Consider the following 13,626-nt stretch of genomic DNA (forward strand, 5'->3'; position numbering starts at 1 on the left):
ATCAGTGCCCCTATAGCTCAGCTGGTAGAGCATCTGATTTGTAATCAGAGGGTCGGCGGTTCAAGTCCGTCTGGGGGCACCAATTTATTCTATTTTTTACATAATTTACAGTTAGTTAAGAGAATTCATCGTGAGTCTATCCACCTGCAAAACCACCCTTAAAGGATCGGTAGCGAGCGAGCTTGTTTGACGCAGTGTGCTTGCCTACCCGCGACCGCAGGACTTCTGGCCCCCTGCACCGCAGACCTCTTTGACACTCCAAGACACGTTATTACAGCGGCACGCAGCCATCCGCATTCGGGGAAACTCATTGCACCCAGTTGCAACGGACGTCATTCAGACTGTCTCGCACAGCCGTCCTATGCCACGACCTTCAGAACTATTCGCCCGCTTCCTAACTCCTGTCTGTAGATGAGCTACTTTACTTTTCGGACAATACAGCCTCGGCTTGCGCGATTACAGTGCGAACAGCTTCCTTCGCGAGATCAGGTGGATAGCCGAACTTCTTTAGGATGCGCCGCACCAAGATGCGCATTTTCGCACGGGCGCTTTCCTTTTTGTGCCAGTCCACGGTCACGTTCGACTTCATGCATTCCAACAGTTCGTGAGCGATAATACGAAGCTGTTCGTTGCCCATCACTTCGACCGCGCTCTCATTTTGGGCAAGAGCGTCGTAGAAAGCTAATTCGTCGTCTGACAATCCTTCTTCCACGCCACGGTCGGCCGCTGCTTTGATGTCCTTCGCGAGATCGATCAGTTCTTGGATCATTTCTACCGTCGAGATCGCGTTCGAATGGTATCTCGCAACAGCCTCTTCCAGACGCTCCGAAAACGCTTTGCTCTGGACAACATTTCGTTTCGCCCGGCTCTTGATCTCCCCGTTAAGCAGCTTCTGCAACGCATCCAAGGCTAGGTTCTTGCGCTCCATGTTCTGCATTTCCAAAAGGAACTCACCTGACAAAATAGAAATGTCCGGCGAATTCAGGCCAGCTGCCGCAAGAATGTCGACGATTTCAGCGTTCGCAACCGATGCGTCAATAAGCTGTTCGACTGCAAACTGCTTCGATCTCGCACTTAACTTGGCGATGGGTGACGACTTCACAATCGCCGAGCGCACCGCTTGGAAGAAGCCGATTTCTTCCTTTACACCACGCGCAAATTCACTTGCAGATGCCAAGGCGAAGGCTTTTCCAAGTTCAACTACGGCCAACTGAAACCTCTGACGCTCCTTCCCCTTCGCTTCTTCGCCGTCGACGCGCGCGGCTGCTTCATGTTGCTTCTTGAAAACCCAGTCCATCGCGTCTGCTAGCGCAAGCAACCGCTCAGCAGGCTCGCCTGATACACCCCACGAATAATCGTGCCCATGAAACATTCCACGGACAACGTCGAGCTTTTCGGCCAAGACTGCGACCGTCTGTTCCTCATCGATACCTGTTCGGTCTTGGTCTGACTCCGAATACTCGGCCAGAGCTTTCTTCAAGTTCTGGAAAATGCCGATGTAGTCAACCACCAGCCCGCCCGGCTTATCGCGGAAAACCCTGTTCACTCGAGCAATGGCCTGCATGAGGTTGTGCCCGCGCATCGGCTTGTCGACGTACATCGTGTGCATGCAGGGTGCGTCGAAGCCTGTCAGCCACATGTCGCGGACGATCACGAGCTTCAGCGGGTCGTCTGGGTCGCGGGCGCGTTTGGCAAGGTCATCGCGGCCCTTCTTGTTACGGATATGAGGCTGCCAGTCGAGCGGATCGGAAGCCGACCCTGTCATCACGATCTTGACGGCACCTTTAGTGTCATCATCCGAGTGCCAGTCGGGCCGGAGTTCGACGATATGCTTGTACAGTGACACGCAAATCCTTCGGCTCATGCAAACCGCCATCGCCTTGCCGCTCATCCCTTCAAGGCGTGCCTCCAAGTGTTTGACCATGTCTGATGCAACCTGATGCATCCGCTTGTCAGCTCCGACAAGCGCCTCAACGCTCGCCCATTTGGCCTTAGCCTTTTCCTGTTCCGTGAGGGTGGTGTCTTCGAGGATTTGTTCGATCTCGGCATCGATGAGCGGCTTTTGATCTTCGTCGAGTTCAATACGCGCCAACCGGCTTTCGTAGTATATCGGCACCGTCGCACCGTCTTCCACCGCCCGGGTGATGTCGTAGACGTCAATGTCTTTGCCAAAGACTGCACGAGTGCTCTTATCCGCTCCGTCAATGGGCGTCCCCGTAAAGCCGATAAACGACGCATTCGGCAGTGCTTGGCGGACGTAGTGCGCGTATCCGTAGCGCCGAACACCCGTTGTCTGGTCGAGCTTGGCGTCGAAGCCGTATTGGCTTCGGTGCGCCTCATCAGCGATGACAATCAAGTTGCTGCGGTCGGTCAGTACAGGGAATCGTTCTTCGCCGCGCTCGGGGCTGAACTTCTGCATTGTTGTAAAGACGACCCCACCGCTCGAACGTTGAAGAAGTCGCCGCAATTCGTCCCGGCTCTCGGCCTGTTCCGGCGTCTGGCGGATCAAGTCTTTACACATCCCGAAGGTCGTGAAGAGTTGGTCGTCGAGGTCGTTCCGGTCGGTCAGTACTAGCAGCGTGGGGTTTTCCAGTTCCTCCGAGCGCACCAGAAGGCCACTGAAAAATGACATCAAAAGGCTCTTACCAGACCCCTGCGTATGCCATATCACGCCGATGCGCCGATCTCCTTCAGTTGACGACGCAGCAATCGCGCTCTTGAGGGCTTTTCGCGCGCCGAAGAACTGGTGATACCCGGCGACGATCTTGAACGGGCCATCGCCTTTGTCCGCGAACACGGTGAAGTCGCGGATCAGCGACAAGAGGTGCGTTTGATCGAATATCCCGCGCAGAAGCGTGTCGAGTTCGTGCGGCCCACTCGGTGTGAAATCGCCATGCTCGCCTGTCACCGAACGCCACGGCATGAACCGTTCCTGATCGGCTGTGAGGGACCCAACCCGTGCCGTCAGGCCATCTGAAACCAGCATCACGCCGTTAGTTCGAAATAGTGATGGAACCTGCGCCTTGTAGGTTTGCAACTGATCGAACGCCGCCTCGACGGTCGCATTCTCGCTCGCCGCATTCTTCTGTTGGTTTCCGCTGAGAAGTGACCCGGTATTTTCACCGAGATTTGACCCACCCTTGATTATGTCTCAGCGGTCATGTTGTGGTCAATGTGGGCGTCTCCTTTCTCTTTTTCTTGGCGGCCTCTGAGCTGGCTTTGTAGCGGTAACTGTCATTTCCGGTTTCCAGGATGTGGCAGCGGTGGGTGAGCCGGTCGAGGAGTGCGGTGGTCATCTTTGCGTCGCCGAAGACCTGGGCCCATTCGGAGAAGCTGAGGTTGGTGGTGATGATCACGCTGGTGCGCTCGTAGAGTTTGCTCAGGAGGTGGAAGAGCAGCGCGCCGCCGGATGAGCTGAACGGCAGGTATCCGAGCTCGTCGAGGATGACCAAGTCGATCTTTGTGAGCATTTCGGCCAATCTGCCGGCTTTCCCGAGCGCCTTTTCCTGCTCCAGTGCGTTGACGAGTTCGACGGTCGAGTAGAAGCGCACCTTGCACCCGTGATGCTCGATGGCCTGGACGCCGATGGCGGTGGCGATGTGGCTCTTGCCGGTGCCTGGTCCGCCGATCAGCACGACGTTCTCGGCGTTTTCCATGAAGGTGCCACCGTGCAATTGACGGGCGGTGGCTTCATTGATGTCGCTGGATTTGAAGTCAAAGCCTGCGAGGTCCTTGTAGAATGGGAAGCGCGCCACCTTGGTTTGGTAGGCGATTGAGCGCACTTCCCGTTCGGCCATTTCCGCCTTGAGCAGTTGGGACAATATCGGCGTTGCCGCTTCGAAGGCTGGTGCGCCCTGGGCAGCCAGGTCATCGACGGCTTGCGCCATGCCGTAAAGCTTGAGGCTGCGCAGCATGATCACGATCGAGGCGCCTGCAGGATCATGACGCATGGCGCTTCTCCCTGGCCTGTCTCAGATCATCATAGCGATCGACATTGGCTTTCGGTGCCATGTCCAGGATCAGAGCGTCTGGCGGGTCGATTTCGGGCAGATCAGTCTGCTTCTTGTCGATCAGCCTGTGCAGGAGGTTCAGGACATGCGTCTTGGTAGGCACTCCGGCGTCCAGCGCCAGTTCGACAGCACACAGAACGGCGTTTTCATCGTGGTACAAAACCAGCGACAGGATATCGACCATTTCCCTGTCACCGCCTTCCTTGCGCAAAATGTGATCCTGCAGGCGGCGGAAGGCGTCCGGCATCTCGACGAATGGCGCACCATTGCGCAAGGCGCCGGGTTTGCGTTGGATCACAGCAAGATAATGACGCCAATCATAGACCACCCTGCCTGGCTTGTGGTGCGACCGCTCGATGATGCGCTCATGGGCGCAAACGGTTTGGCCTTCGGCCACCACGACCAGCCGTTCGGGGTAGACGTGCAGGCTGACACGGCGGTTCGCGAAGCTGGCCGGCACGCTGTAGCGATTGCGTTCGAAGGTAATCAGGCAGGTCGGTGACACTCGTTTGCTTTGCTCCACAAACCCATCGAAGGCCGGAGGCAGCGCCATCAACATCGGCTTCTCTGCTTCCCATATGTCGGCAATCGTGCCCGGCAGGTCCCGGTGCTGTGTCTCGGCCCATAGAGCAATGCAGCGGTCCTCCAGCCACTGGTTCAGCTCATCCAGATCCTTGAAGATTGGCATGACCTGCCACAGGCGGTTGCGCGCATCCTGCACGTTCTTCTCGACCTGTCCCTTTTCCCATCCCGCAGCCGGGTTGCAGAACTCAGGTTCAAAGACGTAGTGGCTGGCCATGGCCTTGAAGCGGGCATTGACGTCGCGCTGTTTGCCGCGACCGACACGGTCCACCGCCGTCTTCATGTTGTCATAGATCCCGCGGCCGGGCACGCCGCCGAAGACGCGGAACGCATGCCAGTGGGCGTCGAACAGCATCTCATGGGTTTGCAGCGGATAGGCCCGCACCAGAAACGCCCGGCTGTGCGACAGCTTGATATGGGCGACCTGCAGCTTGGTCCGCTCTCCGCTGATATTGGCCCGGTCCTCGCTCCAGTCGAACTGGAATGCCTCGCCGGGCTGAAACACCAAGGGAACGTAGGTGCCGCGCCCGGTCGTCTGCTCTGCCCGGTGCCGATCGGCCCGCCAGGCCCGGGCGAAGGCCGCAACGCGACCGTAGGAGCCGTCGTACCCGAGCTTGGCCAGATCAGCGTGCATCTGCGTCACGGTCCGCCGCTCTTTGCGCGACTTCCGCGTCTGCGCCAGCAGCCAGGCTGACAGCCGATCCGCATAAGGATCCAGCTTGCTCGGACGAGGTGGTGCCTTGAACTTCGGCTCGACCACGCCCTCGCGCAGGTACTTCCTGATGGTGTTGCGAGACAGGCCCGTGCGCCGTGAAATCTCGCGGATCGGCATTTTGTCACGCAATGCCCAGCGTCGGATAACACTCAAAAACCCCATGTCGATCACTCCATATCTCCCCGACCGAATCCGTCAGGGCAACGTGTTCACATGGGTCAATTCTCGGTGGAAATTTGGGGGGCTACCGGGTCACTTCTCAGCGGAAATCAACAGCAATCACTATCCAGTTAACGTGACAACGCCCACCCTGCGGTTCGGCGTCGCATGATCGAGAATGACGCCCCGCTCGGCCATGATCTATTCAAGGTCACGAAATGACACCTCTCGGGCCAAACGCAGAAGTTTGCGACAAAACCCGATGAAGCTCCTAACAAATTTTCTAAAAAGGAATATATGTTTCTTTTTGGTTGACAGGATTCATTGTTTGACTACTCTCGATACATGAAAGAATCGTGCTGCCTAGGGAGGCGAGAATGTGCGGAATCGTTGGTCTCTTTATCAAAGACCCGGCGCTGGAGCCGAAGCTCGGCGAACTATTGACGGATATGCTGATCACCATGACGGATCGGGGGCCGGACAGCGCCGGCATTGCCATCTATTCGCGGCCCGATGACGGGCTTGCCAAGATCACTGTCCAGTCGGCGAACCCGAGTGCGGATTTCGCGACGCTCGACAAGGACCTAAAAGAAGCAATCGGCAAACCCGTCGCGCTGAAGGTCAAAAGTACCCATGCGGTCATCGAATTGCCAATGAATCAGGTCGAAGCCGCGCGCTCGGCCCTTGCACATCTGTGCCCCGACGTTCGCGTGATGAGTGCGGGCGACAGCCTTGAGATTTACAAGGAGGTCGGCCTGCCCAAGGATGTGGCAGCGCGGTTTGATCTGGCCAAGATGAAGGGTACCCATGGCATCGGCCATACCCGCATGGCAACGGAATCGGCTGTGACCACGCTGGGCGCGCATCCGTTCTCCACCGGATCGGACCAGTGCCTTGTCCATAACGGCTCACTCTCGAACCACAATTCGCTGCGCCGCAAGCTGGCGCGTGAGGGCATCCAGACCGCGACTCAGAACGACACAGAGGTTGGCGCCGCGTATCTGACCTGGAAGATGCGCGAGGGCGCGACGCTGGGCGAGGCGCTGGAATCGACCATCGACGATATCGACGGTTTCTTCACCTTCGTTGTTGGCACCAAGGACGGCTTTGGCGTCATCCGCGACCCGATCGCATGCAAGCCTGCCGTCATGGCCGAGACTGACCAGTATGTGGCCTTCGGCAGTGAATACCGCGCGCTGGTCAACCTGCCCGGGATCGACAATGCCCGTGTGTGGGAGCCCGAGCCCTCGACCGTCTATTTCTGGAATCACTGAAAACGGGAATGCCGAGACAATGAGCAAACAGACCTTCGATCTTTCGGCCCAAAGCCTGAGAGAGCTGAACTCGGCCCTCCACGCGCTTAAGGGGCAAACCAACCAGACTGCCTGGGACATCGTCAATCCGCGCGGCTCGCATGCCATCGCGGCGGGGCTTGACGCGCCACTTGATGTGACCGTGCATGGCTCGACCGGCTATTACTGCGCCGGGATGAACAAGCATGCGACCGTGCGGATCAAGGGATCGGCCGGACCCGGCGTGGCGCAGAACATGATGTCAGGCGCCGTGATCATCGATGGTGATGCAAGCCAATATGCCGGCGCGACCGGACGCGGCGGGCTTCTGGTGATCAAGGGTAACGCCTCGTCGCGTTGCGGCATCTCAATGAAGGGCATCGATATCGTCGTGCATGGCAATATCGGCCATATGTCGGCCTTCATGGCGCAATCGGGCAACCTTGTGGTTCTGGGCAATGCCGGGGACGCGCTGGGAGATTCGCTCTACGAAGCCCGGATGTTCGTGAGAGGTACGGTGAAAAGCCTTGGTGCGGACTGTATCGAAAAGCAGATGCGGCCCGAACATTACGAGCTTTTGGAAGACCTGTTGCGCCGGGGCGAGGCGGAGGGCAAGGCCAAGCCGGAGGAATTCCGGCGCTATGGCTCCGCCCGCAAGCTCTACAATTTCAACATCGACAACGCCGACGCGTATTGAGGCCCCGACATGACCAGCGAATTTCCGCATACCCCGCCACGCAAGAGCTATACCTTCTCGGATGCCGTCAACGCCGAGATCCGCCGCGCCGCGGCGACCGGCATCTATGATATCCGCGGTGGTGGCACCAAGCGCTTCTTGCCGCATTTCGACGATCTTCTCTTCCTCGGCGCCTCGATCAGCCGCTACCCGCTGGAGGGCTATCGCGAAAAATGCTCGACCGATGTCTGGCTCGGCACCCGCTTTGCCAAGAAGCCGATCCACCTCGATATCCCGGTTACCATCGCTGGAATGTCGTTCGGCGCGCTTTCGGGCCCGGCAAAAGAGGCGCTGGGGCGCGGCGCCTCGGCCGCAGGGACTTCGACCACCACGGGCGATGGCGGCATGACCGAGGAAGAGCGAGGCCATTCAAAGACGCTGGTCTATCAATATCTGCCCAGCCGCTACGGCATGAACCCCGATGACCTGCGCCGCGCCGATGCGATCGAGGTCGTGGTCGGTCAAGGTGCCAAGCCCGGCGGCGGCGGCATGCTTCTGGGCCAGAAAATCTCGGACCGGGTCGCGATGATGCGGAACCTGCCCAAGGGGATCGACCAGCGCTCGGCCTGCCGTCATCCCGACTGGACCGGCCCCGACGATCTGGAGATCAAGATCCTCGAGCTGCGCGAAATCACCGATTGGGAAAAACCGATCTATGTGAAGATCGGCGGCGCACGGCCCTATTATGACACCGCGCTTGCGGTGAAGGCCGGGGCCGATGTGGTGGTGCTGGACGGGATGCAGGGCGGCACGGCGGCAACGCAGGATGTCTTCATCGAGCAAGTCGGCCAGCCGATCCTGGCCTGTATTCCGCAGGCGGTAAAAGCTCTGCAGGATCTTGGCATGCACCGAAAAGTGCAGCTCATCGTCTCGGGCGGCATCCGCACCGGCGCCGATGTGGCCAAGGCCATGGCGCTTGGCGCTGATGCCGTCGCCATCGGAACGGCGGCGCTCATTGCGCTCGGCGACAACGATCCGGCCTTCGAGGCCGAGTACCAGAAGCTCGGTACCACCGCCGGTGCCTATGACGACTGGCACGAGGGTAAAGACCCGGTCGGCATCACCACCCAGGATTCCGAGCTATACAATCGTTTTGATCCGGTTCTGGGCGGGCGGCGGCTCAAGAACTACCTCAAGGTGATGACGCTTGAGGCGCAAACTATCGCACGGGCCTGCGGCAAGAACCATCTGCACAATCTCGAACCCGAGGACCTTTGCGCCCTGACGCTGGAAGCCGCCGCCATGGCGCGTGTGCCGCTGGCGGGCACCGACTGGTATCCGGGAAAGAACGGCTTGTAAGCCGCCACAGACGAACAGGGAGGAAAAAGAAAATGGTCAAGGACCTGGCGAGATTTGCCAAGGAAAACGGCGTCAAATACTTCATGATCTCCTACACGGACCTCTTTGGCGGCCAGCGCGCCAAGCTGGTCCCGGCCGAGGCCATCGCCGATATGCAGGAGGATGGCGCGGGCTTTGCGGGTTTTGCCACCTGGCTCGACCTGACGCCAGCTCATCCCGACATGCTAGCCGTGCCCGACTCCTCGTCGGTCATCCAGCTGCCGTGGAAGCCCGAAGTCTCCTGGCTTGCGTCGAACTGCGTGATGGAGGGCAAGGGCGTCGCCCAGGCGCCGCGCAACGTGCTCGGCCGCCTGATCGACGAGGCCGCAGCCGAGGGCCTGCATGTCAAGACCGGGATCGAGGCGGAGTTCTTCCTGCTGACCCCGGACGGCAAGGAAATCAGCGACCCCTTCGATACCGCCGATAAGCCCTGCTACGACCAGCAGGCGGTCATGCGCCGCTATGATGTGATCAAGGAAATCTGCGATTACATGCTGCAACTCGGCTGGGGCCCCTACCAGAACGACCACGAGGACGCGAATGGCCAGTTCGAGATGAACTGGAACTACGACGATGCGATGGTCACCGCCGACAAGCATTCCTTCTTTAAGTTCATGACCAAGTCGGTGGCCGAAAAGCACGGGTTCCGCGCCACCTTCATGCCCAAGCCGATCGAGGGGCTGACCGGAAATGGCTGCCACGCCCATATCTCGGTCTGGGACGCACCGGGCGCCAAGTCCAAGACAAATGTCTTTGCCGGCAAGGGCGATGGCCCAACCGGCGAGGTCGGCCTGTCAGAGCGCGGCAAATGGTTCCTTGGCGGGATCATGAAACATGCGAGCGCCCTTGCGGCGATCACCAACCCGACGGTCAACAGCTACAAGCGCATCAACGCGCCGCGCACCATGTCGGGGGCTACTTGGGCGCCGAATACGGTGACCTGGACCGGCAACAACCGCACCCATATGGTGCGTGTCCCCGGGCCCGGCCGGTTCGAACTGCGGCTGCCCGACGGTGCGGCGAACCCCTACCTGCTGCAGGCCGTTATCATCGCCGCCGGGCTCGACGGCATCCGCAGCAAGGCCGATCCGGGCCGCCGCTGGGATATCGACATGTATACCGAAGGCCATAAGGTTCGCGGCGCGCCCAAACTGCCGCTGAACATGCTTGATGCGCTGCGCGAATACGACAAGGACAAGTCGTTGAAGGCGGCAATGGGCGAGGAATTCTCTTCAGCCTACCTCAAGCTCAAGCACAAGGAATGGAACAGCTTCGTATCCCACTTCACGCGGTGGGAACACGATCACACGCTGGATATCTGACACCTACCTCCCCGCGTACCTCCGCCGCCCTTTCGGGCGGCGTTTTTTGTGTGGATTTGTGACTCCAGGTGGCTCAATTGATGGTGTGGATGCCCCCATCGGGCGGTATCGCAATGTGCCAATGTGATGAGTGTTGAAGCCGTCACAGAAGGAGAGAGCATCCATGTCCGAGGTTACGATTGTCGGGATCGATCTGGCAAAATGTAGTTTCCACCTGCACAGTGTCGACCGCATCGGGTCCGTCGTATTTCGCAAGAGGTTTTCCCGCGGCCATTAGCTAGGGTTTGTGTCGCAGGTTCCGCGATGTGTCATCGCCATGGACGCGTGCGCGACGGCGCATCACTGGGGGCGCGAGTTCGCGATGCTCGGACACGAAGTGCACCTGATACCACCGGTCTATGTGAAGCCGATCGTGAAGAGGCTGAAGAATGACTCCGCCGATGCCGAGGCGATCGTCGTTGCCGCTCTGCTTCCAACCATGCGCTTCGTCACATCGAAGACGGAGTGTCAATTGGCTTGCAAAACTGACCCCCTTGCGTCGGCGAGATCAGGCGCGGTTCTTAAAGCACCAGGAGTCATTGCCGGTCTCGATGATCTCGCAGTGGCGGGTGAGCCGGTCGAGCAACGCGGCGGTCATCTTGGCGTCGCCGAAAACGGAAGGCCATTCGCCGAAGGCGAGATTGTTGGTGACCATGACCGAGGTGCGTGCGTAGAGGCTGCTGATGAAGTGGAAGAGGAGTTGTCCGCCGGCCTGCGCGAAGGGCAGATAGCCGAGTTCGTCGAGGATGACGAAGTCGAGACGGGTGAGATAGTCCGCAAGCCGGCCCGGCTTGCCAGCGCGGGTCTCCGCCTGCCTCAGCGCAAACGCACTCTGTTCGTCCGTGAATCGTTTCTTCGGCATCTGGGCACTCCTCTCCTTCCGGAAATGTGCCTGAAAATTCGCACTCGGTTCGGATCAGTTTTCTGGGTCAAGACCCCTATCTTAGTGAAAGCCCAAATCGGTGGCCCAGACACAGGGGGCTAGAGTCAGGACTCACAACCAATAGATGACGGTCGCGGCCAGAGCGCAGGCCGAGAGGAACAGGATCGGGCAGCGGTCGTAGCGGGTGGCGATGCGCCGCCAGTCCTTCAAGCGAGCGAACATGTTCCTCTCGGCCTGCGCTCTGGCCGCGACCGTCATCTATTGGTTGTGAGTCCTGACTCTAGACACTTGAGCACTTCATTGTAGCTTGGCCTGTTCTTGGTCCTGTACATCGTAGGTGTAGATCTGCTCATGCACCCAGCTACCACGCTGGATTCACGAGATGAATCCCTCACGGGATTTCTGGAACAGAGTCCGTTGGCATGTAATGACGAACTGATTTAGATTCTCCCGACCAAATCGCACCAAAAAGCAGTGCATTTTTTGCTGGCTGTGCCAAAGATGGAGTTCTTGTATTATGTCACAAGAAGTGGAGCCGAAGACTGGTAAACGGTTTGCGCAATCATTGGATTGGAAACTTATCCGCATGTTCCACAATATTGCTCGGGCCGGTGGTGTGTCGGAAGCTGCCCGTCAGATAAACAAAGGCCAGCCAACAGTTAGCATGGCACTTCACCGACTTGAAGAGCATCTCAATACTTCTCTATGTAAACGTGGTCCGGGGGGGTTTGAGCTAACTGAGTCCGGCAAGATAGTCGCAGACGTCAGCGAACAGATTTTTGATGCGATCAGCAGAATTCCCAATACGCTCAATCAGGCGGTCGAAGAACTTCGTGGGCGGGTTCGGATTCAGATGATCACAAATTTGGTGAACGACAGGTTAAATCGTCCATTAAAGAATTTCCACAACGACCACCCAAACGTTGAGCTGTTTATCGCCATTTCCACTTGGGACGTTATCCAACGAAATGTCATGCGAAATGAAGTTGAAGCAGGCATTGGACCGGCAAGTCAGCATCTTCCTGATCTTTGTTACGAGTTGCTTTTTTCTGAGGTCTACATACCGTATTGCGGTAGATCGCATCCGCTCTATGGGAAAGAGATATCGTCCCCTTCTCAATTGGCGATGCACAGACACATTCTGACTGGTGCTGATGAACCTCTTGAGTTGATCAAGTTCAGACAGAAATGGGGGCTCGGAAAGCAGATTGCAGGTTTGTCTGAACATCTTGAAGAAGCTCGGCGTCTGACAGAGCTGGGTGTTGGTGTTTGCTTTTTGCCCACAGCTTTCGCTGCATCGGCTGTTCGCCAAGGTAGCTTGCACGAATTGATGGATGAAAAGCACGCTCCGGTTTCGAACATATATTTGATCACGAACCCGAAAGCTCCTTTTAATCGGGTGCAAAACGCCCTGATAGAGTATTTCCGCAAGGAAATTGTAGCTTAGCAACTTTATTGTTCAGAGTGTAACATGATCGATCTGGCGAGACACCGGTTTGTTTGATTATAGCTTCTCTCTGAGGGCTTCGTAAGGCGTCTTGCCGTTGTTGACCTGCCACTGAACTTTCATCCAGCGGCGATCAGAGCCTTGGCCGTTTCAGTTACGCCATCAGGCGCGGGTTGAGCAACCGGCGGAGACGCGCAGCCCATATCGAGCGAAGCCTCGGAGCCGGTTGCGGTGAGGTCTTGGGCGAAGGCCGCCGGGGTTTGGTAGCCGAGCGAAGAGTGCGGCGGATCTCTCGCTGATCGCTGGTCATGAAATACATCCTCCCTCTCCGAAACGGAGATTATCGAAGATGTCTCGCTGAATCGTACAATCCCACAACTTGGCGCAGTTTGATGACGGCCAGCCAACTTCTCGCGGCTTCTTCCCGCATTAATTCATCTTGCCTGCGGGTAGGCGATGATTGACAAGAAACGGGCCGGCAGCTTGTGAAGCTTTCTCGGCCCGTGCGGTGCGTCCGCGTCGAAAAAAAGCGTATCGCCGGGCCCCAGCCGATAGGTGTTCTGCCCATGACGGTATTCGATCTCTCCTTCAAGCAGGTAGAGCGTTTCGACCCCTTCGTGCTGAAAGGTCGGGAAGACGTCGGATTCCGAGGTCAGAGTTATCAAGTAAGGCTCCACCTGGATGCCGAAGGAGTTTTGCCCGAGATGGCCCAAGAGCTTGTATTGATGCCCCGCACGAGTACCCTGGCGCTCGATCTCGAGCCCCTCGCCGCTTTTTGTATGCACGGCCTCTTGCACGTCCTCGAAACGGCGAAAGAACAGTGTCAACGGGACGTTTAGGGCATACGAAAGGCTTTGCAGCGTCGACAGCGATGGCGAGATGTTTCCGTTCTCAATTTTCGACAACATGCCAATCGAAAGGCCGGTCCGTTTGGCAAGGACGGCAACCGTCATGCCAGCTTGATGACGAAATGCACGAATTTCGCCGCCGATCGCGATCTCGAGCACGTTCTCACGCTCTCCGCGCGCTCGATGTGGATCCTGCGCCAGTTTCGAAGCATTCATCTCCAGCTCCTTCAACATATCACGGTGTCGACGAAAAAT

General features: G+C 57.9%; 9 protein-coding genes, 1 tRNA gene and 3 pseudogenes. 6 read left to right on the forward strand and 7 right to left on the reverse strand.

The features are described from left to right. Positions 1-6 precede the first annotated feature (6 nt). Positions 7-82: transfer RNA gene (locus tag QKW60_RS01460), tRNA-Thr, on the forward strand. Positions 83-421: 339 nt separating this feature from the next. Here QKW60_RS01460 and QKW60_RS01465 read toward each other — a convergent pair. The 3 genes from QKW60_RS01465 to istA are packed head-to-tail and all read right to left on the reverse strand — an operon-like array spanning position 422 to position 5,469. Further along, positions 422-3,148, reverse strand: coding sequence for a type I restriction endonuclease subunit R (locus tag QKW60_RS01465; protein ID WP_336619149.1), 2,727 nt, complete (start codon positions 3,146-3,148; stop codon positions 422-424). Between the two features lie 10 nt (positions 3,149-3,158). Then, the gene (istB, locus tag QKW60_RS01470) at positions 3,159-3,950 is read right to left on the reverse strand and encodes an IS21-like element helper ATPase IstB (protein ID WP_282365891.1); all 792 of its coding nucleotides are present in this window, start codon (positions 3,948-3,950) and stop codon (positions 3,159-3,161) included. Further along, a complete protein-coding gene (istA, locus tag QKW60_RS01475) occupies positions 3,940-5,469 on the reverse strand; it encodes an IS21 family transposase (protein WP_282365892.1) in 1,530 nt (509 codons plus the stop codon). Before istA ends, istB begins: the two co-directional genes overlap by 11 nt. Positions 5,470-5,843: 374 nt before the next feature. Here istA and QKW60_RS01480 point away from each other — a divergent pair, with 374 nt between their 5' ends. The 4 genes from QKW60_RS01480 to glnT are packed head-to-tail and all read left to right on the forward strand — an operon-like array spanning position 5,844 to position 10,154. Then, positions 5,844-6,740 (forward strand): class II glutamine amidotransferase, encoded by an 897-nt coding sequence (locus tag QKW60_RS01480; protein ID WP_282365893.1) that lies wholly within the window; start codon positions 5,844-5,846, stop codon positions 6,738-6,740. Between the two features lie 19 nt (positions 6,741-6,759). Continuing rightward, on the forward strand, positions 6,760-7,455 hold the full coding sequence (locus QKW60_RS01485; RefSeq protein ID WP_282365895.1) for a GXGXG domain-containing protein: 696 nt from the start codon (positions 6,760-6,762) through the stop codon (positions 7,453-7,455). 9 nt (positions 7,456-7,464) lie between these two features. After that, positions 7,465-8,793 (forward strand): FMN-binding glutamate synthase family protein, encoded by a 1,329-nt coding sequence (locus QKW60_RS01490; RefSeq protein ID WP_282365897.1) that lies wholly within the window; start codon positions 7,465-7,467, stop codon positions 8,791-8,793. A 32-nt stretch (positions 8,794-8,825) separates the two neighbouring features. Then, positions 8,826-10,154 carry a type III glutamate--ammonia ligase gene (gene glnT, locus QKW60_RS01495; protein WP_282365899.1) on the forward strand — a complete coding sequence of 443 codons (1,329 nt, stop codon included), beginning with the start codon at positions 8,826-8,828 and terminating at the stop codon, positions 10,152-10,154. Positions 10,155-10,701: 547 nt separating this feature from the next. On the opposite strand, the pseudogene QKW60_RS01505 reads toward glnT, so the two are convergent. Next, a pseudogene (locus tag QKW60_RS01505) lies at positions 10,702-11,040 on the reverse strand (ATP-binding protein); the annotation flags it as partial. Positions 11,041-11,187: 147 nt separating this feature from the next. Then, a pseudogene (locus QKW60_RS01510) lies at positions 11,188-11,298 on the reverse strand (IS5/IS1182 family transposase); the annotation flags it as partial. Between the two features lie 295 nt (positions 11,299-11,593). Here QKW60_RS01510 and QKW60_RS01515 point away from each other — a divergent pair. Next, a complete protein-coding gene (locus QKW60_RS01515) occupies positions 11,594-12,523 on the forward strand; it encodes a LysR family transcriptional regulator (RefSeq protein WP_282365901.1) in 930 nt (309 codons plus the stop codon). A gap of 119 nt (positions 12,524-12,642) precedes the next feature. Here QKW60_RS01515 and QKW60_RS01520 read toward each other — a convergent pair. Then, a pseudogene (locus QKW60_RS01520) lies at positions 12,643-12,807 on the reverse strand (IS3 family transposase); the annotation flags it as partial. A 150-nt stretch (positions 12,808-12,957) separates the two neighbouring features. After that, complete coding sequence (locus QKW60_RS01525; RefSeq protein ID WP_282365902.1) at positions 12,958-13,587, reverse strand: helix-turn-helix domain-containing protein; 630 nt, start codon at positions 13,585-13,587, stop codon at positions 12,958-12,960. Positions 13,588-13,626: the final 39 nt, after the last annotated feature.

Origin of the sequence: Albidovulum aestuarii, from assembly GCF_029961185.1 — a bacterium.
Classification (GTDB): domain Bacteria; phylum Pseudomonadota; class Alphaproteobacteria; order Rhodobacterales; family Rhodobacteraceae; genus Albidovulum; species Albidovulum aestuarii.